Origin of the sequence: Bacillus sp. SA1-12 (genome assembly GCF_000981385.1) — a bacterium.
GTDB lineage: Bacteria > Bacillota > Bacilli > Bacillales > Bacillaceae > Metabacillus.
Window position 1 is genome coordinate 73,357 of sequence record NZ_LATZ01000017.1, and the last position, 23,154, is coordinate 96,510.

Here is a 23,154-nt window from a genome sequence, read left to right on the forward strand (position 1 = left end):
TAAAGGTATTAAATGATTCCGAATCTCGCGGTACAGAGTTGTATTAATTTAGAGATCATCCATTATTTTTCTATGAATTTGTAAATCTCATGTATACTTTAAGTAAGCAGTTCTACTTTATGTAAGGAGTGAAACATATGCAGGAGAAAGTTGGCAAGTGCTCTGTTTGTCATAAGACAATCTATTGTTTGGATGGATTTTTAAATGGAGTTATAACAGATGATAAAATCCTCTATTGTTTTTCATGTAGTAAAGAAGAACAAGATCAATAATGAATTTTGGTTTTATGCTGAAACTTGTCATCATAAACGTATCATTTTTATTTTATTCCAAACTTAAATCACGAGACCAATTAAGAATGGAGAGATAGAATGGAATTTATTCATGTAGTAAACAATAGGCGGGAGATTAGCAGTTTTACAGAACAATCAATTCCGAAAGAAATCATTGAGGAGATTCTGGAAGTAGCATGGTTATCACCAACCGGCAATAATTTACCTTCCCGTGAATTTATTGTGGTAAAAGATAGAGTGATGCTTGATCACCTTGCGAATACGACTCCATATATGCCATGGTTAAAAGAAGCAAATGCTGGCATCGTTATAACAGGGAGGCTATCGGTTGGTAAATATTGGATACAGGATTCTTCCATTGCAAGCGGTTATATTTGGTTAGCTGCTGTAAATGCGGGGTTAGGTTGTGCATTTGGTGCAGTCTTTAATGCAGTGGATGAGGTGGAATCGGAACAGAGAGAAGCCTATGTAAGAAATGCCTTAAACATACCGAAAGATCGGAGAGTTTTAACGATATTGGGACTAGGATATGCGAAAGAGAAACCGAATAAGAAGGATATGATAAGTAAAAACGAGATTATCTACTTCGATAGTTTCCGAAGCAAGAACGACTAAAGACTGCTATGTTAAACAAAAAATAGTCCTTTAATCAATAGAGACACTTTTGAAAAATATAGCAAAGATGATCTTCAACATGTACACCGTATCGATTTATTTTTCAGCGGTGTTTTTTTATTTTGAAATTGTACAAGGAATTTTCTTACTATCGGAGAAATAACTTTAAAAGGATAGTTAGTGTTTTTTTAAAAAAACGTAAGCGCTTTCTATTGCTGGGAGGAATGGTATATGTATCTAACTATTGGCAAGCTGATTGAGCAAACAGTAACAAAATTTCCAAATAAGGCAGCCTTGATAGATCGAACCAGAGGCATTCGCTGGACATTTCGTGAGTGGAACGAAGAAGTAAATAAACTTGCAAATGCCCTAATTGCTTCTGGTGTCCAAAAGGGTGACCGGGTTTCAACTTTCCTTTTTAATTCATATGAATTAGGAACCGTTTATTTTGCTGCTGCAAAGATCGGAGCGATTATTAACCCAATTAATTTCCGTTTAAAAGCGGAGGAGCTAGCTTTTATTTTACAAGATGCAGAACCAAAAATTGTTTTGTTTGAACAAGTGCTGGAATCTCAAATCGCCAAAATCCATAAACAATTTCCTTCCATTTCATTTTGGTCGATTGACGAAACTGTCCCTTCTTATGCAGTTTCTTACCATGAAAGAGTAACAGCAGCATCTACTGCTAATCCGGATATTCAAGTTTTAGAAACTGATACATATGCAATTATGTATACAAGCGGGACGACAGGGCGGCCCAAAGGAGTCATGCATCGCCATCGGGACATGATTGAGCAAAGCTTAATTTGTATCAGTTCGTTAAATATTACACCAAATGATATAGGGCTTGTTACTGCACCAATGTTTCATTGTGCTGAGCTTCATTGCTGTTTTTTACCTCGAGTTCATGCAGGTGCTGCCAATGTAATCATCCATCATTTTGAAGCAAAAGAAGTTTTATCAACGATTGAGGCTGAAAAAATCACAAAGGTATTTGCAGCTCCAACGATGTGGAATATGCTTCTTCAAGAAAATCACGAACGATATGATTTATCGTCATTAAAGCTGGGGCTCTATGGGGCAGCTCCAATGGCACCTGTATTAGTAAGGGCATGTAAGGAAAGTTTGGGGATTGATCTTGTCCAAGCCTATGGAATGACCGAAATGGGGCCGGCTATAACATTTTTAGGAAAGGATGAACAGCTTACAAAAGCAGGATCTGCTGGGAGAGCCTGTTTAAATCATGAGATAAGAGTCGTCAAACAAAATGAAAATGGTCCATCTGAACCTGAGAAAATTTTGCCCCCAGGAGAAGTGGGGGAGATTATAGTCAAAGGACCATGTATGATGTCTGGATATTTTAATCGAGAAGATGCTAATGAAAAGGCACTTTATAAAGGCTGGTATCATTCAGGTGATTTAGGATATTTAGACTCTGACGGCTATCTGTATGTCGCAGACCGAGTGGATGATATGATTATTAGCGGCGGAGAAAATGTCTACCCTCGTGAGGTAGAGGATGTGCTTTATGAGCACGAAGGAGTATTAGATGTAGCTGTATTAGGTCATCCTGATGAACTATGGGGAGAGAAGGTTATTGCCATTGTTGTGAAAAAGGATCAAAATGTGACAGCTGAGGACCTTGAGGCTTTTTGCAAGTATTCTGAGAAGCTAGCAGCCTATAAACGACCACGAGAGTATTTTTTTGTTGAACAATTGCCCAGAAATGCAAGCGGTAAAATTCAGAAGTTCTTATTACGTGAAGAAATTAGAAATTTTGAGATGAAATAGGGAGTCATGTATGTGAAAAATTATTCAATAGAATAATAGGTAATAATCAAATAAGAATCCATCTTGGAATTAGTGCAAAATACTCGGGTGTTTTTTAAGTTGAAGGATACAATGGAAGCTGCTCTAGGAACCCCTAATTTATTTTTTTATTAAAACAAATACGTTCTGTCGTACTTGCTCTTTAGTCCAATTATTACAACTTAATCTTTAATTAGAAAAACGAATTTGTCGAGCAATTAGAATTTGGTTATCTTATTTATGTGCCTGCAAATGATGATCCCTTGTTCTTGCTTGGCAATGCCTTTATTCTGTAGAACCCTGTCCAAAGCATTAACTCAGGGCATAAAAAAATAGGATAAAAAAAATGCTCAAAGTTAATAACTCTGAGCATTTTCTATGCTGTAATGAAACCATCTCCAGGCAATTATGGTACGATTTTTCCCCCTGCTTTATAAAGCTGATACCACTCTTCCCTTGTTAATGGAATATCAGAGCCTTTGCAAGCATCTTTCAATCGCTGAGCATTGGTTGTCCCTGTAACAACCTGGATATTTGCTGGATGTCTTGTGATCCAAGCAGTTGCGATAGCGGTAGCTGTCACATCATATTTGTTCGCAAGATCATTGATTAATAGATTCAATTCCGCATAGTTCTCCGTGTCTCCAAGAAAAACACCTTCAAAAAAGCCTTTTTGGAAAGGTGACCATGCTTGGACGGTAATATCATTCAAGCGGCAAAAATCCAATATACTTGCATCACGATTGATAGATTGATCAATATTCATATTTAACGCGATGCCAGAATCAATAATTGGTGTATGTACAACACTTAACTGTAATTGATTGACAATTAATTTGTGAGGAAGATATTTTTGCAACAGTTGCATTTGCATTGGGTTATGATTAGAGACACCGAAATATTTTACCTTACCAGACTCATATAGATTTTCGAAGGCCTCTGCAACTTCTTCAGGCTCCATTAACGTATCAGGGCGATGGAGAAGAAGGATGTCCAAATAATCTGTTTTTAATCTTTTTAAAATACCATCTACAGAATGGATAATATGCTGTTTCGAAAAGTCAAAATAATTTTCTTTTGCACGAATGCCGCATTTGCTTTGAATAATCATCTTCTCACGGATATCATCATTCATGTTAATAGCATTAGCAAAGATGGTTTCACATTCTCCAGCACCATAAATATCAGCGTGATCAAAGAAATTAATCCCTTCATCCATTGCGGTCCGAATTAATTGTTCAACCTCAGAAAGCGAAAGCTGGGTGATTCGCATATTACCCATAATAATATTTGATGCTTTTAAATCAGTATTACCCATAGGTATGTATTTCAAGTGAATTGCCTCCTCTTTGATATGAAAGTGTCTTTCTAGCAAGAGTTTTCAATAAGATTATGATTGGTTTTATCCAACTCAGAATATATCATATCTTATTCTTTCGTATTCGTCATCTAAAATGATTCCGTTTACATTTTCCCGTCTTTTATAAAAACATACTTCCTGCCAATAGTGTTATTCATGCTCTAAGAGGATGAAAGTAAATAAAGGGGAGGTTTACTATTATATTTTTAGTGGAAAGAAGCATTATAAAATAATGGAATAGTTAAATGAATGTACATAGGAGGTAAAGAGTATGACGAATTTAAATGGTAAAGTTGCTATTGTAACAGGGGGAGCATCTGGAATTGGTTTAGCAACAGCAGAGGCTTTCGTTGAAAAAGGGGCAAAGGTTGTTATATCCGACTTTAACGAAGAGGGCGGAAAAGCTGTTGAAAAAGAACTAAAAGAAAAAGGAGCAGACGTCTTTTTTATAAAAGTAGATGTCGCAGATGAAAAATCGGTTGAAAACCTTGTAGCTGAAACGGTAAAGACCTACGGGAAGCTGGATGTAATGGTAAATAACGCAGGAGTGGGTATTCTTTCTACTACTCACGAGCTTACTTATGAGGATTATCATCGAGTCATTTCCATCAACCAAGATGGGGTTTTCTTCGGTGCTAAATACGCAATTCGAGAAATGCTTAAAACCGGCGGAGGTTCAATTGTAAATACAGCTTCCATTTTAGGGCATGTAGGAGAAGCTGGTGCTTTTGCTTATAATGCTAGTAAAGGTGCAGTTAATATCTTGACGAAATCCTTGGCTGTAGAATACGCAAGTAAAAATATTAGAGTCAATGCAGTTTGTCCTGGATACGTGGAATCTGGAATGGTGAACAAGGAAGCTCTCGGAGAATTTTATGATGGATTAGTGGCAAGGCATCCGATCGGCAGACTTGGCAAAGCATCTGAAATTGCACACGGAATTGTCTTTTTGGTTGAGAATGATTTTGTCACAGGTGCTTCCTTAATGATAGATGGAGGCTATACTGCTGTTTAAGAATAATAGTACGGATATAAATAGGGCGGAATAACAAATGTTTCCGTCCTTTGTTCTTTCACTTATAACAGATTAAGCATCTGGAGCCTTATTGGAAGGCAAGAGAAAAGTTGATTGCGTGTTGGTATATATACTTGTTATATATAAGCACAGCCGACTGCTCAGGCTACATCATCTACTCTTGAAGAGCTGGAAACTGCTTCTTCGTACGATGGATGGTACTATGTTAAAGAAAAAGATAGTATTTATGTCACAATGACATTGCAAAAGGCTTGAAGTTAGAGGCGAATTAATGTCAACTATTGTAAAGCATGAGCGCCAATCAAAAAGCAGGTGCTCATGCTCAAAGTAAGATTGATTATTTATCTGTTGAAGTCATCCCGCCTGAGAGGATAAATTTCATCGCATCCTCAGGCTTTACATCAATAATTTCTACTTCATCTTTAGGAATTAAAAAAGTGAATCCTGCTATTTGAAACGTTTGTTGAATATAGACAGCAACATGATCCTTCAATGGATCATAAAAGCTTTCTAAATCCTCTGTTGTGATAAACCCTATACTTTTCATATTTGTTCCCGGGATCGTAATGATTGCAACCTTTGAAAATGATTTTTTCTCACCCAGAAAGGAATTAATTGTATCCTTAATAACCGAGTAGATTGTTTTGATAACGGGTATCTTTTCAAGCAATCTATCGACTAATCGAAAAAGGGCGCCGGTGAAAACTTTTGTAGAGAGCCAGCCTAAAATGGTGATCAGAATAAAGGTAAATAATATACCAATTCCCGGAATATAATCATCTTTAAAATAAGGCTTTAACACACTGCCAAGAATCCCGTCCAAAAACATAAACGTTTTATAGACAACATATATAACAAGAATAATCGGGACAATCGTTAGAATTCCGTTAATAAAGCTTCGTAAAATACTTTTCATATTTATCTCCTCTTTTTCTATCTGCTATTATCTTATTTTATGACAATAATCGACATGAAGACAATAAAGATCTGCTACAAATTTTATAGTTGCTTTCGTTTATTACAGTAGATATAAGTCATTTCACTACTTTAAGAGGTCAGATTATTCCTATAGAATAATAATTGGTATTTATCTATTTCACTTGAAAGGGGTAAAAAGGATGAAGTATCGCAGATAAGGGAAAACGGGATTAGATGTATCTGTTATTGGTATTGGAACATGGCAATTCGGCGGAGAATGGGGAAAGAATTTCACGCAGCATGAAGTAGATGCGATATTAGATAAGGCAAAGGAAACGGGGATTAATTTAATTGATACAGCTGAATGTTATGGAGACCATTTATCCGAAAAATTTATCGGTGAATATTTAGTGAAAAATAAGAGAGAAGATTGGGTGGTTGCCACAAAATTCGGCCATCATTTTCATGATGTTTTTGAACGAACAAGACATTGGTCGGCAGATGAAGTACTACAGCAATTAGAGGACTCTTTGCGGGCGCTTCAAACAGACTATATTGACCTTTATCAATTCCATTCCGGTAGTGAGGAAGAGTTTAAAAATGATGAATTGTGGACCATGCTGGACAAGCAAATCAAAGCAGGGAAAATTCGTCACCTGGGACTATCAATTGGTGCGAACAATAATATTTACCAAACAGATTTAGCCTCAGAAGTCAATGCAAGTGTCATTCAAGTCGTTTACAATCGGTTAGATACCGTTCCAGAGCAAGAGGTTTTTCCATCCTGTATACGTCAAAACCTAGGAGTCCTGGCTCGTGTTCCATTAGCGAGCGGGTATTTAAGTGGTAAATATAAGCCAGGAGCTGTGTTTGGCAAAAGCGATGTTCGCCATAATCATGATCAAAGCCAAGTAGAGAGACAACTTCAACTTGTAGAGAGCATTCAGCAAAACGAAGTTCCAGAAGGTGTGAACATGGCACAATGGGCTCTTGCATGGTGTCTTAAACATGAAGCTGTCACAAGTGTCATTCCAGGATGTAAAAATGTAGAGCAAGTTGAATTAAATGCTGCGGCTGCAAATCTAGTTACACTTGACCATCCGCAAGCAATTAACGCATAAGTCAGTAGAATAAGGTGGGCTGTCTTAAGATGTCAGTGCCTCCTTTAACATCATTTATGGTGTTAGAGGAGGACTAATTTTAAGGCAGCCCTCTTTTTCTTTAAATAAAAGAACCTACAGGGAGAGCTGATGTAATCTAAGAAGGATTCGAATAATTGTAATCCTGGGTGAAAATAATAAGGATGATTGGAACTATCTTCAGGTCTTGAAATATCTTTTGTTCAGGTTTAGATAAACGTACTTCTACTCTTAAAAAAATGGAGACTAAAATGCAAAATTTTTTTCAATTTCACACAAAACAAGAACCGTTTCGTCTTTTTTCAAAAGAGCATATCATCACTATTGCGATCATCTTTGTTCTTTGTCTTCTTTTATTTATTTTTAGAAGGCAGCTTGAAAAACAGGGGTTAAGAATGTTCCTTCGTTTTTTTCTATTATTTTTACTGATAGCTTCTGATATAGGTTATCATATATGGCTTGTAAGTGAGAATGCCTGGTCCCCAAAAGATGCTTTACCGCTTCATCTTAGTGATTTGTCCGTTCTTCTTGCTATTGTATTGCTTTTCACGAAAAACTTGAGACTTTTTCAATTTTTATATTTTGCAGGGCTGGGAAGCTCAATACAAGCCATTTTAACACCTGATCTAGGCCGTTTTTCATTTCCTCATTTTCAGTATATCGAGTTTTTTATCTCACATGGTGGAGTTGTGCTTACTTGTTTATTTATGGTGTTAGCCTTTCATTATCGTCCAACACTGCGGTCCTTGTGGATGACTGTCCTGATTGTTAATATTTATGGAGTTTGTGTATTTTTCCTTAATAAGTGGTTAGGGGCTAATTATTTGTACATCATGAACAAACCAAAAAATGCTTCTCTACTGGATTTTCTCGGACCATGGCCATGGTATCTGCTTTCAGTAGAGGTGATCATGATCATAATCTTTTATCTTTTATACAGCCCATTTTGGTTAAAAAGGAAATTTGACGGATCGTCATAACGAAGGATTCTAACAGTTTCTTTTATTGATACTTTTAAAATTAAAAGAAAGAGACTCTGACATTATCCTGCTGCCAGAGCCTCTTTCTTTTCTATTTTGTTTAAAGGAAGTTGATGAAGGGTTATTTCTGGGCGACTGCCAATTCTAATGTTTAGAGATGTTTGTCCCAATCCTTCACTAATATAAAAAGGTTTTTCATGATAATATTGTAAACCTTTTATCATATTCATTTTCATCATTGTACGACCAAGTTTTGCGAGGTGATATGGTTTAGGCCAGTGAATTTGTCCACCGTGAAAATGGCCTGATAGGAGGTATTCATAATGGAAATCCTTCATATTAAGGACAATATTAGGATCATGAGTTAAAACTAGATTATATCCTTCTTTTAGATGCATAAATGACATTTTAAGGTTGCTTCTTTTTGTATGAAAGTCATCAACTCCGATAATATTAACACGTTTTCCTTTAATAATAATGGAGTCATTTTCGTTCTGAAGAGTTTTACAGCCATGTTTTTGCAATAGGTCTTTCAATAACCCAAATTCCTTTTGTTTTAAGATATAGTCGTGATTACCGAAAACCACATAGATCCCATATGCTGCATTTAAACGATTTAACATTTCCAGATAAGGAATAAGTTTAGGGATAGTTTTTTTCCTATCCAGGAAATCTCCTGTTAGAGCAATTAAATCGATTTTTTCATTTGCTAACTTGTTGTATAGTTGATCAGGTGAAATTGAAATATTTTCAAGGTGCATATCTGAGATTTGCAATATATTTAAAAGCGGTTCATGTGAAGAATGAGTGTCTGCTGTAGATAAATTAACTTTATTTAATACCACTTTTTGAGTATTTTTATATGCTTTATAAAAAAGGAGCAATAAAGCGATCAGGAAAAATACGAAAAAAATTAATATCATTTCTATCTCCTCCCCACAACACATTATAGAGGAATTGATAGCCGAATATTAGAGGTAATTACTGGGGTAAAAATCAAAAAAGAAAAAGCTGAACAATTTAAACAGCTTTTTTTAAGGTTATGTTATACAGGTTGTTCATGAATGATGAAAGGAGCCCTTTGTTACTAAGAAAGGTATCAAGATTAAAGAGAAGCAGTAAAATACAATTCATTATAAAAGAAGCACTTTTTAAATTTTTTTAGTACATTGCATTTAAATTCTTCGTTTGTAAAATAACTTAAATAAGCCTCTTCACTTTGAATGTAATCACCTTTATCGTTATACTTCATGAACAAGTTGCTAATTGGTGTTTTTTCTGAAAAGAATGGTTCCATAATGACAATTCTTCCATTTGAATTTAAAATCCTTTTAAATTCCTTTACATAAGCTTTAATTGATTCTGGAGGAATATGGTGCAGCACGGCAATGATCAAAATAAAATCAAAGCTATTGTCATCTGCAGGAAGCTCATTTCCTAAAAAAACTTCAAACTGGTATGGTGCATACTTTTGTTTGGCAAAGTTGATCCTTTTTAGATCAGGATCAATCCCAACGTAATGAGACGGTGTACATAAAGTGCAATTAGCTCCTGTACCCGAACCAAAATCAAGTACTTTTTTATCAGTCAAATCAAAATGACTTTGTATATGATTTTGGATGTATCTTTTTGTTGTCCATTTAGGCCTTATAAACGAGTGATATATTCTGGGAGTAAGTTGCATGTAAGGCACCTGCGCTTATATTAATTTTTGCTAAGATTTTGTTCCTTTGCTTATTCGAGTTTATTATGTTCTCAATTAAATATGGCAATACATGATAAGTAACTGGACAAGTTTGGATAAAAAGTTTATTGTCAGAGAATTAAAAGTTTTATGGTAATGGCATTGCATGAATAGATAGAAAAATAAATGTAACCCGAGGAGAAACGAACATGATAAAAAAATTAGGATGTCTTCACGCCCATTATTCGAATGTAGAGTATATTGAAACCGCACTTTCCCCATATGATATTGATCTAATCCATTTTGTTGAACCTGGATTGATGCATCGAGTTTCATCAGATAAAGGGTTTAAAAAATCAGATGCGCAAATAAAGGTAAAGGAGCAGCTTGAATGGATTGCTCTATGTGGGGTAGATGCGATTCTTATCACATGTACAAACTATATTGCGCTTTTTAACGAAGATCAACTATCTTTAACTATTCCTATTATTAAAATTGACGAGCCCTTTTTTGAAACCATTATCAAGATTCAGGAACCTGTAACCATTCTTTTTACCAATCCTGCAACAGTTAATGGGACAATGGGGAGACTGGAAAATGTCGCCAAGACCAGCCAAACAGCTCAAAAAATAGAAGTAAAAGTCCTTAACCATTCATTTGACCTTCTCATGCAAGGTTTAAACGAAAAGTACAACCAGGAAATTGAAGATTTTTTGACTCAACTGTTGATGGAGCAAAAAGGGGTAATTGCCGTTGCTCAATTATCAATGGCAGAAGCATCTGTAAGGGTCGGAAAAAAGGCAAATAAAATAATAATAAACCCATTGCAGACCTTGGTATCCTATATTGTGACGACAATGAAGCTGCAAAAAAAGCCAAAAGTTACATTGAGGTAGAACAAAAATGGATGTTTAGGTTAAAAGTTGAAAAAAAAGTCAGTTATTAAGTTGTTTTTACAGGAATATGGAAATTGCGAGAGAATACATAATTGTCAATGTAACAAACATTTTGTATATCATTCAATGTACGTTTTAAAATGAAAGATTTCTTGCAACGTATTTTAGGATGTGGTAACATTAAAAAGAACATATGTTCTGTAATCTGACATTGACTTTAAAAACGTAAAAACAAATTTCAAGAAAGAGGTGTTTAGTATGATTTTAGGAGTTAACCCTTATTTAGTGACAAATGGTGATGGAAAAGAGGCAGTTGCTTTTTATCAAAAAGCATTAGGTGCAGAACTTATCAGCATGCAAACATTTGGGGAGATGCCAGAAAATCCAGAATTCCCAATTCCTCCTGAAGCAAAAGATCGAGTTTTACATGCGTATTTAAAAGTTGGCAATACCGATTTAATGCTTTCCGATACATTTCCCGGCCAACCTTATCAAATTGGTTCACAACTAAACATTGCGGTCATTATCAATGATATTGAAGAATCAAAAGAGGTTTTTCAAAAATTGCAAGACGGCGGTAAAGTCGAAATGCCTCTTCAAGAAACATTTTGGAGCCCATCTTATGGTTCTGTAACAGATAAATATGGTGTGACATGGCAAGTTTCAACACAGCTTTCTGAATGTTAATAACCTAAACATAAAACATAAACGTATACATGGAAGATGTATGGTCAATCGATTTAATGGTGCTGTCTTTATAGTGACAGTACCATGTTTTTGTTATTTCAAAAAGCTATTTTATATACTCCTAAAACCGTAATCACATTAAACATATCTCCGCTATGAGATCCACTACCCAATAATATAGCAAGCAGAATCCTGATAGATTTTTATTTACTGAAAAATGAAAAAATGATATTGACAATCTTTTTATATGATGCTATATTTTTCCTTCGACTCAAAAAAGTTAGGAGGAGAAAGCTTCATGATTACAATTGAAGGTTTAAGTAAATCCTTTAAAGTTGCTAAACGTTCTTCAGGTTTGGGGCAAGCGATGAAAGCGCTTTTTTATCGAGAACATACGATTGTTCAAGCGCTAAAAGACATTTCTTTTTCGATTAACCAGGGAGAAATAGTTGGCTATATTGGTCCGAATGGAGCAGGTAAATCGACAACGATAAAGATTATGAGCGGCATTTTGGTGCCTGATGGGGGAACCTGTTCGATCATGGGATATACTCCTTGGAAGGAACGAGTCTCTTATGTAAAGAATATAGGCGTAGTTTTTGGACAGCGTTCTCAGCTTTGGTGGGATGTTCCAGTTTTGGATTCATTCGAACTTCTTAGAGATATTTACAATACCCCAGAGAAAGAATATCAAAAAACACTCAAGCTTCTCACTGAAACATTAGATCTACATACTCTGCTTCATTTACCAGTCCGACAATTAAGCTTAGGGCAAAGAATGCGATGTGAAATCGCAGCATCACTGCTCCACAGCCCGAAAATATTATTTCTAGATGAACCGACTATAGGCCTTGATGCCGTTTCGAAAATCGCAGTCCGTCAATTTATTAAAACGATTAATAAAGAGAAAGGCGTTACGATCATCCTTACAACACATGACATGAATGATATCGAGGCATTGGCCGAACGTGTGATATTAATCGGAAAGGGAAGCCTTTTATTTGATGGGAAATTGCATGACCTTAGAAGTCGATTTGGAGCACATAAAACCATTACAGCAGATTATCGTGAAACGGAACATGTATTTGATATTCATGGTACTTCCATCCTATCATGGACTCCCGAACGTTCCGTCCTTAGTGTAGATACCGATAAGATCTTGATTTCTGAAGCTATCTCACAATTATCGGCAAAGGTAGAACTACTCGATGTTTCGATTGAAGCACAGCCAATCGAAGAAATAATTGTTAAGCTTTATAAGGAGTACCAAATATGAAAGCCTATGTTTCGGTATTAAAGTTGCGCTTGCTTAATGGAATGCAGTATCGGGCAGCTGCTTTGGCAGGGGTAGCAACCCAATTTTTCTGGGGATTTATGTATATCATGATTTTTGAAGCATTTTACTTGAATACCATTGAATCACCTCCAATCGCTTTAAAGGAATTAATCATCTACATTTGGCTGCAGCAGGCCTTTCTTGCCTTCATCGCGTTGTGGTTTCGTGATAATGAATTATTCGACTTAATCACAACTGGAAATATTGCATATGAACTCTGCAGGCCATGCGGAATATACGGTTTTTGGTATGCTAAACTATTAGCGCAACGGCTGTCGAGTGCTTTTTTGAGAAGTTTTCCAATTTTACTCGTCGCTTTCTTTTTACCTCAGCCTTACAACATGACACTTCCACCTAATGTACTAACCTTTGTCTTATTTCTTACATCATTGATTTTTGGTTTGCTCCTACTCGTTTCAATCTCTATGTTTATTTATATTTCTGTCTTTGTGACAATGTCTCCTGTTGGATCTTTGTTATTGTTTGGGGTGATAGGTGAATTTTTTGCCGGTTTAATTATTCCCATCCCGCTCATGCCATCATGGCTGCAAAACATAGCTTATTTGCTGCCATTTCGTCTAACAGCTGATTTTCCTTTTAGGGTTTATTCAGGACATATCCATCAAAATGAAGCAATTGCCGGCATTATTTCTCAGTTTGGATGGCTGGTCATATTAGTGTTACTTGGCAAATTTGCGTTTCATAAGGCACTGCAAAAAGTGGTTGTACAAGGGGGATGATCGATCTTGAAGATTTATTTTAAATATCTACTCATTTTGTTTAAATCACAAATGGAGTATCGGACATCTTTTTGGCTGTTATCAATTGGTCAGTTCTTTATTCCGTTTACTGTCTTTGCTGGTTTATATTTTTTATTTGAACGTTTTGGGCAAATTAAAGGGTGGAGTTTTTATGAAGTAGCACTCTGTTTTGCTGTCATCCATTTGGCATTTTCCATCAGTGAGTGTTTTGCTCGTGGATTTGATTCATTTTCAAGTTTGGTAAGGGATGGGGACTTTGATCGGCTCTTGGTTAGACCGAGAAGTACATTTGTTCAAGTGCTTGGTTCTAAGTTTGAGTTCACAAGGTTCGGCAGAATGATGCAGGGTTTAATCGTTTTATTGATCGCTTTAAGCAATCTTTCTATTGAATGGACTGCGATAAAAGGAATCACATTGCTGCTGATGATTGTCAGCGGGGTGTTTATCTTTACAGGCATCTTTATGCTTGCTGCTACTATGTGCTTTTGGACAATTCAAGGTCTTGAAGTGGCGAACATTTTTACAGACGGCGGGAGAGAGATGGCCCAGTATCCCTTAAATATTTATCAAAATTGGGTGACGAAATTTTTTACTTTTATCATCCCTTTCGGATGTGTCAATTACTTGCCATTATTGTATCTTCTTGATAAACACGAAGGAAATGGTTATTTATACATGATGTCGCCATTAGCAGGGATCTTATTTATTTTGCCTTGTTTGCTTGTGTGGCAGATAGGAGTCAGGCATTATCGTTCTACGGGTTCTTAAACTTCTCAACTTTAAAACACAAGAAAAGAAATTCGCCCCTTACTTAAACTAGATAAGGGGCGTTATCATTTCTATCCCATCTAAACGTGCCGTTGGAGCTGTATAGGAACCATTTTATTTCATCAGGATGCCAAATCTCTTCCCATTCGCATACAACTATTTTGCATGGTTATTACCGTGAGATTAGCATGTTTACGATTTGAGGTTAGGATAGTGTCAGCAAAAAAGATCATAATATGTATGAAATAGGAATGTGCATATTACATATAAAAAATGAAATTTCCCTAGCTTACCCATTATTGTATGCTATAGTAAATAAGCCTTCTAATAAACAAATGGCATTTATTTAAGGAAAAGAGATGTGATTAATTTGCCTAATTTTTTACAACTAGGAATTCGGAAAGAATTAAATGATACATTAAAATCTTTAGGGTTTGTTAAACCTACTCCAATTCAGGAACAGACCATTCCTTCTGTGCTGGAGGGACAGGATCTTATTGCCCAAGCTCAAACTGGAACTGGTAAAACATTGGCCTTTGTTCTGCCGATATTACAAAGGGTTGATGTAAATAAGTCTGATATTCAGGCACTTATTTTGACTCCGACACGAGAATTAGCACAACAGATAACGAAAGAAATAAAGAAAATGAAAGAAAATCTTGAAGGTGTGAATGTGCTTGCTGTTTATGGGGGACAGGATGTTGCGCATCAGTTGAAAAAACTAAAAGGTGCCCAGCATATTGTTGTAGCCACTCCAGGTCGATTATTGGATCATATTCGTAGGCAATCCATTGATCTTTCAACGGTTGATACACTTGTACTAGATGAGGCAGATCAAATGCTGCACATGGGGTTTCTTCCTGAGGTCGATGATATTTTCTATGAAACACTTTCAACTCGTCAAACCTTGCTTTTTTCTGCAACCATGCCAAGTGAAATTCGTACTTTGGCAAAAAAATATATGGTCGATCCAAAGAGCATTCAAATTAAGGCGAAAAAGGTTACTGTTGAGGAGATTAAACAAATTATTATTGAAACCACTGATCGTCGCAAACAGGCGACATTACTGCATTTATTACAGGAAGAGCGTCCTTTTTTAGGAATTATTTTTTGCAGAACAAAGATCCGTGCCAAAAAACTCCATCAAGCCCTTCTCACAAATGGTTTTTTGGTTGAAGAACTTCACGGTGATTTAACACAAGCCAAACGTGAAAAAGCGATGAAGCAGTTTAGGGAAGCAAAAATTCAACTGTTGGTTGCAACTGATGTTGCAGCAAGAGGCCTTGATGTCGAAGGAGTAACACATGTCTTCAATTATGATATTCCACATGATGTTGAGAGCTATATTCATCGAATTGGCCGGACAGGCCGCGCTGGCGGTGATGGAGTGGCCTATACTTTAGTCGCTCCTAAAGATCGCGATTTTCTCCGTATGATCGAAAAAGGGATTAACCAATCACTGGAAATGAGAGTGATTGAAGGAGTAAGTCTTCCTGATCGAGATGAGGATGAGGTGAAAAGAAGCCCACAAACAAAAGAATCACATCGCTCACTGAGAAAAGGACAAAAATCACGAAACGAAGCAAAATCCTCATCCAGAACATTTGAAAATGATTCAAAAAGGAAGGGCAGGACCCGTTCTTCCTCAAAGATAAAAAAACGAAATCAATTTTAAAATAATAAAGAGAGGCAGCCAGCCTCTCTTTATTATTTCTGTAAATCCTTTTTCGTTTTTTCGCTTCTAATATTAATTTCCTTTGAAAATTCTGTATCCTGTATTTTGTTATTCGGATATTTGTTTTGTCGTTCACGATTATCATTACGATTTGTCATACATATGTACCTCCTCTCATCATAATCAACATTATTATCTGCAAGCTATCGATTTTTATCCCAATCTTTACAGGCAGTCATTCCCCTGCAAATGTAGATCTACTGTTGAATAAATGAAATAGAAAAAAGGATGACCATAGCTATTCACTAATGATCATCCATGAATAGAATTAAAACCCGCCTTCTGCAGGACTAAATGGCAGATCTAATCTATTTTCTACTGCGCGGAGCCGCTGGTTAAGCCGATTTAATCTTCGAGTATGTTGTTCAACTGTTTCATTTAGCCGTGTCACAAGCTGGTTTAAACGGTTGAATTCACGATTAATTCGATTGATCTCCCGGTTTAGACGTCTTATTTCTTCATTAAGTCTTGTTATTTCCCGTGCTTGGCGTTCACTTTGGCGTTCTAGAGCAGAGACTCTTCTTTCAAGCGGTTGTTGTCTATTTACGTCATATTGTTCTGGTTGTTGGATAAAAGCATTTTGATCGTATGGAACATAATAATAAGGCTGATTAGGGATGAATTCTTGGTAATAATTGTATCCATATGGATTCATGAAGGCAACTCTCCTTTATTTTTATATTATAAAAATCCATATATGTGTATGTAGGTTATGGCGGAGTGTTACTGTCCGAATCAGTTTTTATGCGATTTTTTTATTCCAACTGCTCCCAGTAAAACGCCTGCAGAGATAGTCTTGATTTATTTGGAATATGCATGATATTGGCCAGCTGTCAGGTGCTAAAGCATTTTTTTACTCTGAACATTTATCGTCTTTAGAAAAATACTTGCTAAATGAGAAAAAATGGTTTAATCTAAGTCACATGTTTCACAATTATTTTAAAATTTAATAATGTTCAGGCAATTGGTGTTAAAAGCTTTGCTTTTAACTTAAAAGGGAAGATCGGTGAAAATCCGACACGGTCGCGCCACTGTAATGGGGAGCTTCAATCGCATCCACTGTTTCAATTTGAAATGGGAAGGGATTTGAAGTGAAGAACCTGAGTCAGGAGACCTGCCTATTGTATGCACTTATTACCTACGCGAAATAGGGAGGAGTGGTGGTCATATGTTGAAACGATTCATTCATTTCGACTCTAGTTAACTATGCCTATCCAACGTCTCTCTATCTGTTCATAGAGAGGCTTTTTTATTGGACAAATATCAGGAAAATAGGTAACGAGGAGAGAAGAAAATGAAGATAAAAAGTTCAAATATTGGTTATCCAAGAATTGGTGAAAATCGAGAGTGGAAAAAAGTTTTAGAATTATTTTGGTCAGACCAACTAAACGAAGAACAGTTTGAGAAAGAAATGGAACATATTCGCTTATCCCATCTGAAAAAACAGCAAGAAAAAGGCATTGATCTCATCCCAATAGGTGATTTTAGTTACTATGATCATGTTCTTGATACGGCAGCTATGTTTGGGTTAATTCCTGAGCGATTTAAAACGGAAAAGAACGAGCTGACTCTTCACACCTATTTCGAGATTGCCAGGGGGAGCAATGGGAAAATAGCTTCAGAAATGACAAAATGGTTTAATACAAACTATCACTATATTGTTCCGGAATTAAAGGATGCACAACCTGTTTTAGGCAAAAATCGATTACTTGACTTGTATCTTGAAGCAAAGCTAAAGCTCGGAATTGAAGGAAAGCCGGTTATTCTTGGCCCAATTACTTTAGTGTCTTTATCTAAAGGATATGATGAGCAAAAAAGAGCAGAGCTATTACACTCACTAATTCCTCTGTATATAAATGTGTTTAAGCAATTAAATGAAGCCGGCGCAAAATGGATTCAGGTCGATGAGCCCATTTTAGTGAAAAATATTGATAAAGATACCATTGAAGAATTTAAAGAAGTTTATACTGCGTTTAATAAAGAGGTTTCTGAAGTTAACATGATCCTTCAAACGTATTTTGAAAGCCTCGAATTTTATCAAGAAATAATTGAGTTGCCAATTCAAGGGTTTGGTCTTGATTTTGTACATGATGCTGGGAAAAATCTAGATAATCTAAAAAAATACGGTTTCCCTAGCGATAAGGTTCTTTTTGCTGGTGTCATTGATGGGCGTAATATTTGGAAATCAGGTTTGATGAAGAAACGAACCTTAGTAAATGAATTGGCTGGGATGATTGATAAAGATCATTTGATTATCCAGCCATCCTGCAGTTTGCTTCATGTTCCGGTAACAGTTAAAAGTGAGCAGAAAATAGATACACAAATAAAAGATGCTTTATCATTTGCAGATGAAAAGCTAGAGGAAGTTGTCTTATTAACAAAAGTGACAAATAATGAAGCAAGTGTTATTGAGCTTGAGAAGCATGATCAAGCAATTGCTGCATTATCATATTCCACATATCGTAATGTGAAAAACGTCCAAGAAGCTATCAACATTCTAAACGATTATTCTTCTGAACGTACTGATGTGACAAAACGAAAAGAAGTGCAAGCAGAGCGTTTTGCTTTACCGCTTTTACCTACGACAACAATTGGCAGTTTTCCGCAAACGAAGGAAGTACGGAAAGAAAGATTGAAATGGAGAAAAGGTGAGCTCACTACTGAGCAATATGAGGAATACATCAAAGCTGAAATCAAGAAGTGGATCGGTATTCAGGAAGAGCTTGGACTAGATGTTCTTGTTCATGGGGAGTTTGAAAGAACAGATATGGTTGAGTTTTTTGGTGAAAAGCTGGAGGGAATCGCCATTACGAAGTTTGGATGGGTTCAGTCATATGGCTCCCGCTGTGTAAAGCCTCCAGTTATTTTTGGGGATGTTTTTTGCAAAGAGACAATGACAGTGAAGGAAACGGTGTATGCACAAACTCTTACAACTAAACCAGTAAAAGGCATGCTGACAGGACCTGTAACAATTATCAATTGGTCATTTGTACGTGATGATATTGATCGTACTGATGTCTTAAATCAAATGGCATTAGCGATCCGTTCAGAGGTTGAAGCTCTTGAAGCTAGTGGAATTAAGATGATTCAAGTGGATGAAGCAGCATTGCGGGAAGGATTGCCTCTTAAAGAGGAAAAAACAGAAGCCTATTTAAATGCTGCAGTCCATGCCTTTAGACTGGCTACATCTTCAGTGGAAGCGGACACGCAAATTCATACCCATATGTGTTATTCGAATTTTGATGATATTATTCAAGCGATTGATGCGCTTGATGCGGATGTGATTTCAATTGAAACATCAAGAAGCCATGGTGAATTGATCGCTTCCTTTGAACAGCATCATTACAATAAAGGCATTGGACTTGGTGTGTATGATATTCATAGTCCTCGTGTCCCATCGTTAGAGGAAATCTCACAAAATATAAATCGTGCCCTTGAGGTTCTGGACTACCGGGCATTTTGGGTGAATCCTGATTGCGGATTGAAAACAAGAGGAGAAGCGGAGACCATCGCGGCATTAAAAATAATGGTAGAAGCGGCTCATCAGTTTCGGGAAAAATTATCGACGATCGAGACCGTTTAACTCTTCCTAATTGTTAGATTATATCGTTTGTTCCCATAAAAGCATTACAGCCTTTAGGGGTTGCAGTGCTTTTTTCTCAAACATCCTGCTAAACTTTTCATATACGTTACCATAATGTTTTAGGCGTTTAACTTGAGTCCATTAAGGAAAATCACTTAAGCTTAACGTAACCAAATCTATTTTGTCTGGTCATAAGAAAGAAGAAAGTATTTCAGAGGAGGCAATATTTATGGAACTATATCAATTGTTTATTAATGGGGAGTGGACAGGATCTGATTTGCCATCATTCAAGGTAACAAATCCTGCAACAAATGAAATGATCGCAACTGTGCCAAAAGGAGGAGCAAAGGAAGCAGAAAAGGCAATCGAAGCTGCAACTGATGCCTTTCAGAAATGGGCTGCATATTCAGCATATGAGCGGGCTGATCTGATTAGAAAATGGCATGACTTGGTTCATCAGCATCAAGAGGAATTAGCTATGTTAATGACGATGGAGCAAGGGAAGCCAATAAAAGAAGCCAGCGGTGAAATAAACTATGCAAATGGATTTTTCTCTTGGTATGCAGAGGAAGCAAAGCGAATCTACGGTGAAACCATTCCTGCTACCCAACGAAATAAACGCTTATTTGTACAAAAACAGCCAGTGGGCGTTGTTGCGGTTATCACTCCTTGGAATTTTCCCGCGGCAATGATTACAAGAAAGGTTGCCCCGGCATTAGCAGCTGGCTGCACTGTTGTGATTAAGCCTGCTGAACAAACACCGCTTACAGCTTTAAAATTAGCAATGCTTGCAGATGAAGCAGGGATTCCAAAGGGTGTTATCAATGTAGTTTGCGGTCATGCGAAGGAAATTGGAGAAGTGCTGCTTCAAGATCAAAGGGTCCGTAAGCTCACATTTACAGGTTCAACAGAGGTTGGTAAGTTATTAATGCAACAATCAGCACAAACTGTAAAAAAGGTTTCCTTAGAGTTGGGCGGACACGCTCCAGTGATTGTTTTAGCTGATGTTGATCTGGATAAAGCAGTTGAAGGGGTTGTATCAGCAAAATTCAGAAATGCCGGTCAAACATGTATTTGTGCCAATCGAATCTATGTCCACGAATCAATCTATCAGTCTTTTATCGAGAAACTTATCCCAAAAGTAAAAGAGTTAGTGCTTGGAAATGGGCTGGAAGAACGTGTTGATATTGGTCCATTAATTGATCAGAAGGCAGTAGAAAAAGTGCTGCAGCATATAGAGGATGCAGTCGAAAAAGGGGCCCGGGTTGAATTAGGCGGAAAAAGAAGAGAGGGTCTATTTATTGAACCGACGATCCTTTCCAACATTGATGATAACATGCTCTGTATGACGGAAGAAACATTTGGGCCAGTTGCACCAGTGACAACCTTTAAAACGGAGGAAGAAGTGATTAAACGAGCAAATAACTCCATTTACGGATTAGCAGCCTATGTATTCACTGAGAATCTTTCGAAAGGTATAAAAGTTACAGAGGCACTTGAATACGGAATCATTGGCTTAAATGATGGTCTGCCATCAACACCTCAGGCGCCATTTGGAGGCTTTAAACAAAGCGGAATCGGCCGTGAAGGGGGTCATCATGGAATCGAAGAATATTTAGAGGTGAAATATATTTCACTTGGATTATAACAGATATGAGACTGTCTCATAAGGGTTTGGCCCTTTGAGTAGATAGTCTCATTTTTTTAGAGTAATAGATTGTCTATCGATATCATAGGATATAAAGGATTGTTTTACCAATGCACTTTAAAGTAAATTAAACATAATTTTTACTATTAAATTATAATAATTATAAAAAGATATTGATTTTTAATTGAGAGATGTTATTATTATATCATACTTAAAAAATATTAGAGGTGATTCTTAATGACGAATAACAGACTTACTACAAGCTGGGGTGCTCCAGTAGGTGACAACCAGAATTCAATTACAGCAGGAGGGCGCGGCCCAACCTTACTACAAGATGTACACCTTTTAGAAAAACTAGCACATTTTAATAGAGAACGTGTTCCTGAGCGTGTTGTACATGCGAAAGGTGCAGGTGCTCATGGTTACTTTGAAGTAACAAATGATGTGACAAACTATACAAAAGCAAATTTCTTATCTGAAGTAGGTAAACGTACACCGCTATTTATTCGTTTTTCAACGGTTGCAGGTGAATTAGGATCAGCTGATACTGTTCGTGATCCACGCGGTTTTGCAGTGAAATTTTATACGGAAGAAGGCAATTATGATATTGTAGGGAACAATACACCTGTATTCTTTATTCGCGATGCCATCAAATTCCCTGATTTTATTCATACTCAAAAAAGAGACCCGCAAACACATTTGAAAAACCCTAATGCAGTGTGGGACTTCTGGTCATTATCACCAGAATCGTTACACCAAGTCACAATCCTTATGTCTGATCGCGGCATTCCAGCAACCTTACGCCATATGCATGGATTTGGAAGTCATACGTTTAAATGGACAAATGCTGAAGGCGATGGAGTTTGGATTAAATATCACTTCAAAACTGAACAAGGTATAAAGAATATTACACCGGAAGTGGCAGCAAAAATTGCAGGTGAAAATCCTGATTATCATACAGAAGATTTGTTCAATGCCATTGAAAATGGCGACTTCCCAGCTTGGAAATTATATGTTCAGATTATGCCATTAGAAGATGCTGATACGTATCGTTTTGATCCATTTGATGTGACTAAGGTTTGGTCTCAAAAAGATTATCCTTTAATTGAAGTAGGTCGAATGGTATTAAACAGAAATCCTGAAAATTACTTTGCTGAGGTTGAACAAGCGACTTTCTCTCCGGGAACAATTGTACCTGGTATTGATTTTTCACCAGATAAAATGCTTCAAGGCCGTTTATTCGCCTACCATGATGCACATCGTTATCGCGTAGGTGCGAACCATCAAGCTTTACCGATTAACCGTGCGAAAAATGAAGTGAAAAATTATCAACGTGACGGCCAAATGAGATTTGATGACAATGGTGGTAAGTCTGTTTACTATGAGCCGAATAGTTATGGCGGCCCTGCAGAAACACCAGAACATAAACAGGCTGCATATCCTGTATCAGGTGTTGCAGATAGTGTTGCTTATGATCATAACGATCATTATACACAAGCAGGTGATCTATACCGCTTAATGACAGAAGAGCAACGCGCACACCTTGTATCCAACATCGTTCATGCAATGAAGCCTGTTGAAAGAGATGACATTAAACTTCGACAAATCGGTCACTTCTATAAAGCTGATCCTGAATATGGCACTCGTATTGCCGAAGGTTTAGGCTTGTCTGTACCAGAAGCAGTAAAATAATATCGGTTTTTTTCTAACCATTCTCAGTAGACAGCGATTTTTCTCTTGATTCTCACATATTCTCAAGAAAAAACACCTAAACAGGGTGTTTCAGACCGTAGACAAACCCCCTTTCAAATCCTTGATTTGAAAGGGGGTTTGCATTTATTCTCTATTTTCTTAGGCTGGGCATGGATACTTCCATGCCCAGTTTGCCATTTTCTTGAGATTCATG

The 23,154-nt window shown here is 36.8% G+C and carries 21 protein-coding genes and 1 riboswitch; of the genes, 15 read left to right on the plus strand and 6 right to left on the minus strand.

All coding sequences use genetic code 11. The features are described from left to right. Positions 1–137: 137 nt before the first annotated feature. From WQ54_RS35260 to WQ54_RS11965, 3 genes are all read left to right on the plus strand, one after another. A complete protein-coding gene (locus WQ54_RS35260) occupies positions 138–272 on the plus strand; it encodes a hypothetical protein (protein WP_269431568.1) in 135 nt (44 codons plus the stop codon). 99 nt (positions 273–371) lie between these two features. Next, a complete protein-coding gene (locus WQ54_RS11960; protein WP_046516784.1) occupies positions 372–908 on the plus strand; it encodes a nitroreductase family protein in 537 nt (178 codons plus the stop codon). 231 nt (positions 909–1,139) lie between these two features. Further along, entirely contained in the window at positions 1,140–2,699 is a 1,560-nt protein-coding gene (locus tag WQ54_RS11965) for a fatty acid--CoA ligase (protein ID WP_046516786.1), read from the plus strand. Positions 2,700–3,123: 424 nt separating this feature from the next. Here WQ54_RS11965 and WQ54_RS11970 read toward each other — a convergent pair whose 3' ends face one another. Further along, positions 3,124–4,050 (minus strand): aldo/keto reductase family oxidoreductase, encoded by a 927-nt coding sequence (locus WQ54_RS11970; RefSeq protein WP_046516788.1) that lies wholly within the window; start codon positions 4,048–4,050, stop codon positions 3,124–3,126. 298 nt (positions 4,051–4,348) lie between these two features. Here WQ54_RS11970 and WQ54_RS11975 point away from each other — a divergent pair, with 298 nt between their 5' ends. Further along, positions 4,349–5,092: an SDR family NAD(P)-dependent oxidoreductase gene (locus WQ54_RS11975; protein WP_046516791.1), complete on the plus strand. Its 744-nt coding sequence runs from the start codon at positions 4,349–4,351 to the stop codon at positions 5,090–5,092. 358 nt (positions 5,093–5,450) lie between these two features. Here the strand turns inward: WQ54_RS11975 and WQ54_RS11980 are convergent, their stop codons facing one another. Beyond that, positions 5,451–6,029: a DUF502 domain-containing protein gene (locus tag WQ54_RS11980; protein WP_046516792.1), complete on the minus strand. Its 579-nt coding sequence runs from the start codon at positions 6,027–6,029 to the stop codon at positions 5,451–5,453. Between the two features lie 247 nt (positions 6,030–6,276). On the opposite strand from WQ54_RS11980, the gene WQ54_RS11985 reads away from it, so the two are divergent. Next, the gene (locus WQ54_RS11985; RefSeq protein ID WP_231597517.1) at positions 6,277–7,152 is read left to right on the plus strand and encodes an aldo/keto reductase; all 876 of its coding nucleotides are present in this window, start codon (positions 6,277–6,279) and stop codon (positions 7,150–7,152) included. A gap of 269 nt (positions 7,153–7,421) precedes the next feature. Further along, a complete protein-coding gene (locus WQ54_RS11990) occupies positions 7,422–8,150 on the plus strand; it encodes a TIGR02206 family membrane protein (RefSeq protein WP_046516796.1) in 729 nt (242 codons plus the stop codon). Positions 8,151–8,212: 62 nt separating this feature from the next. Here the strand turns inward: WQ54_RS11990 and WQ54_RS11995 are convergent, their stop codons facing one another. Both WQ54_RS11995 and WQ54_RS12000 read right to left on the minus strand, forming a co-directional pair. Then, a complete protein-coding gene (locus WQ54_RS11995; RefSeq protein ID WP_046516799.1) occupies positions 8,213–9,073 on the minus strand; it encodes a metallophosphoesterase in 861 nt (286 codons plus the stop codon). Between the two features lie 182 nt (positions 9,074–9,255). Then, on the minus strand, positions 9,256–9,741 hold the full coding sequence (locus WQ54_RS12000; protein ID WP_197089588.1) for a class I SAM-dependent methyltransferase: 486 nt from the start codon (positions 9,739–9,741) through the stop codon (positions 9,256–9,258). A gap of 302 nt (positions 9,742–10,043) precedes the next feature. On the opposite strand from WQ54_RS12000, the gene WQ54_RS12005 reads away from it, so the two are divergent. The 6 genes from WQ54_RS12005 to WQ54_RS12030 all read left to right on the plus strand — a co-directional run bounded on the left by WQ54_RS12005 (position 10,044) and on the right by WQ54_RS12030 (position 15,957). Further along, complete coding sequence (locus WQ54_RS12005) at positions 10,044–10,730, plus strand: hypothetical protein (protein ID WP_046516804.1); 687 nt, start codon at positions 10,044–10,046, stop codon at positions 10,728–10,730. A gap of 258 nt (positions 10,731–10,988) precedes the next feature. After that, positions 10,989–11,417, plus strand: a complete 429-nt coding sequence (locus tag WQ54_RS12010) for a VOC family protein (RefSeq protein ID WP_046516806.1) — start codon at positions 10,989–10,991, stop codon at positions 11,415–11,417. A gap of 298 nt (positions 11,418–11,715) precedes the next feature. Continuing rightward, positions 11,716–12,693, plus strand: coding sequence for an ATP-binding cassette domain-containing protein (locus WQ54_RS12015; protein ID WP_046516809.1), 978 nt, complete (start codon positions 11,716–11,718; stop codon positions 12,691–12,693). After that, positions 12,690–13,493: an ABC transporter permease gene (locus WQ54_RS12020; RefSeq protein WP_046516810.1), complete on the plus strand. Its 804-nt coding sequence runs from the start codon at positions 12,690–12,692 to the stop codon at positions 13,491–13,493. Before WQ54_RS12015 ends, WQ54_RS12020 begins: the two co-directional genes overlap by 4 nt. 6 nt (positions 13,494–13,499) lie before the next feature. Further along, positions 13,500–14,282, plus strand: coding sequence for an ABC transporter permease (locus WQ54_RS12025; RefSeq protein ID WP_197089589.1), 783 nt, complete (start codon positions 13,500–13,502; stop codon positions 14,280–14,282). A gap of 370 nt (positions 14,283–14,652) precedes the next feature. Beyond that, positions 14,653–15,957 carry a DEAD/DEAH box helicase gene (locus tag WQ54_RS12030; protein WP_046516813.1) on the plus strand — a complete coding sequence of 435 codons (1,305 nt, stop codon included), beginning with the start codon at positions 14,653–14,655 and terminating at the stop codon, positions 15,955–15,957. A 32-nt stretch (positions 15,958–15,989) separates the two neighbouring features. Here the strand turns inward: WQ54_RS12030 and WQ54_RS35265 are convergent, their stop codons facing one another. Both WQ54_RS35265 and WQ54_RS12035 read right to left on the minus strand, forming a co-directional pair. Beyond that, a complete protein-coding gene (locus WQ54_RS35265; protein WP_269431569.1) occupies positions 15,990–16,115 on the minus strand; it encodes a hypothetical protein in 126 nt (41 codons plus the stop codon). A 170-nt stretch (positions 16,116–16,285) separates the two neighbouring features. Continuing rightward, positions 16,286–16,672: a hypothetical protein gene (locus WQ54_RS12035; RefSeq protein WP_046516816.1), complete on the minus strand. Its 387-nt coding sequence runs from the start codon at positions 16,670–16,672 to the stop codon at positions 16,286–16,288. A 293-nt stretch (positions 16,673–16,965) separates the two neighbouring features. Continuing rightward, positions 16,966–17,154: riboswitch (cobalamin riboswitch) on the plus strand. A 157-nt stretch (positions 17,155–17,311) separates the two neighbouring features. Between WQ54_RS12035 and metE the strand changes: the two genes are divergently transcribed. From metE to katA, 3 genes are all read left to right on the plus strand, one after another. Next, complete coding sequence (gene metE / locus WQ54_RS12040; protein ID WP_046516819.1) at positions 17,312–19,600, plus strand: 5-methyltetrahydropteroyltriglutamate--homocysteine S-methyltransferase; 2,289 nt, start codon at positions 17,312–17,314, stop codon at positions 19,598–19,600. Between the two features lie 229 nt (positions 19,601–19,829). Next, on the plus strand, positions 19,830–21,248 hold the full coding sequence (locus tag WQ54_RS12045; RefSeq protein ID WP_046516822.1) for an NAD-dependent succinate-semialdehyde dehydrogenase: 1,419 nt from the start codon (positions 19,830–19,832) through the stop codon (positions 21,246–21,248). A 237-nt stretch (positions 21,249–21,485) separates the two neighbouring features. Continuing rightward, the gene (gene katA, locus WQ54_RS12050) at positions 21,486–22,940 is read left to right on the plus strand and encodes a catalase KatA (protein WP_046516825.1); all 1,455 of its coding nucleotides are present in this window, start codon (positions 21,486–21,488) and stop codon (positions 22,938–22,940) included. Positions 22,941–23,154: the final 214 nt, after the last annotated feature.

What these genes read in the sequence shown, in the direction of transcription:
- WQ54_RS35260 (WP_269431568.1), top strand. Translation starts at nt 138, where the DNA reads ATGCAGGAGAAAGTTGGCAAGTGCTCTGTTTGTCATAAGACAATCTAT.
- WQ54_RS11960 (WP_046516784.1), top strand. Translation starts at nt 372, where the DNA reads ATGGAATTTATTCATGTAGTAAACAATAGGCGGGAGATTAGCAGTTTT.
- WQ54_RS11965 (WP_046516786.1), top strand. Translation starts at nt 1,140, where the DNA reads ATGTATCTAACTATTGGCAAGCTGATTGAGCAAACAGTAACAAAATTT.
- WQ54_RS11975 (WP_046516791.1), top strand. Translation starts at nt 4,349, where the DNA reads ATGACGAATTTAAATGGTAAAGTTGCTATTGTAACAGGGGGAGCATCT.
- WQ54_RS11980 (WP_046516792.1), bottom strand. Translation starts at nt 6,029, where the DNA reads ATGAAAAGTATTTTACGAAGCTTTATTAACGGAATTCTAACGATTGTC.
- WQ54_RS11990 (WP_046516796.1), top strand. Translation starts at nt 7,422, where the DNA reads ATGCAAAATTTTTTTCAATTTCACACAAAACAAGAACCGTTTCGTCTT.
- WQ54_RS11995 (WP_046516799.1), bottom strand. Translation starts at nt 9,073, where the DNA reads ATGATATTAATTTTTTTCGTATTTTTCCTGATCGCTTTATTGCTCCTT.
- WQ54_RS12005 (WP_046516804.1), top strand. Translation starts at nt 10,044, where the DNA reads ATGATAAAAAAATTAGGATGTCTTCACGCCCATTATTCGAATGTAGAG.
- WQ54_RS12010 (WP_046516806.1), top strand. Translation starts at nt 10,989, where the DNA reads ATGATTTTAGGAGTTAACCCTTATTTAGTGACAAATGGTGATGGAAAA.
- WQ54_RS12015 (WP_046516809.1), top strand. Translation starts at nt 11,716, where the DNA reads ATGATTACAATTGAAGGTTTAAGTAAATCCTTTAAAGTTGCTAAACGT.
- WQ54_RS12020 (WP_046516810.1), top strand. Translation starts at nt 12,690, where the DNA reads ATGAAAGCCTATGTTTCGGTATTAAAGTTGCGCTTGCTTAATGGAATG.
- WQ54_RS35265 (WP_269431569.1), bottom strand. Translation starts at nt 16,115, where the DNA reads ATGACAAATCGTAATGATAATCGTGAACGACAAAACAAATATCCGAAT.
- WQ54_RS12035 (WP_046516816.1), bottom strand. Translation starts at nt 16,672, where the DNA reads ATGAATCCATATGGATACAATTATTACCAAGAATTCATCCCTAATCAG.
- metE (WP_046516819.1), top strand. Translation starts at nt 17,312, where the DNA reads ATGAAGATAAAAAGTTCAAATATTGGTTATCCAAGAATTGGTGAAAAT.
- WQ54_RS12045 (WP_046516822.1), top strand. Translation starts at nt 19,830, where the DNA reads ATGGAACTATATCAATTGTTTATTAATGGGGAGTGGACAGGATCTGAT.
- katA (WP_046516825.1), top strand. Translation starts at nt 21,486, where the DNA reads ATGACGAATAACAGACTTACTACAAGCTGGGGTGCTCCAGTAGGTGAC.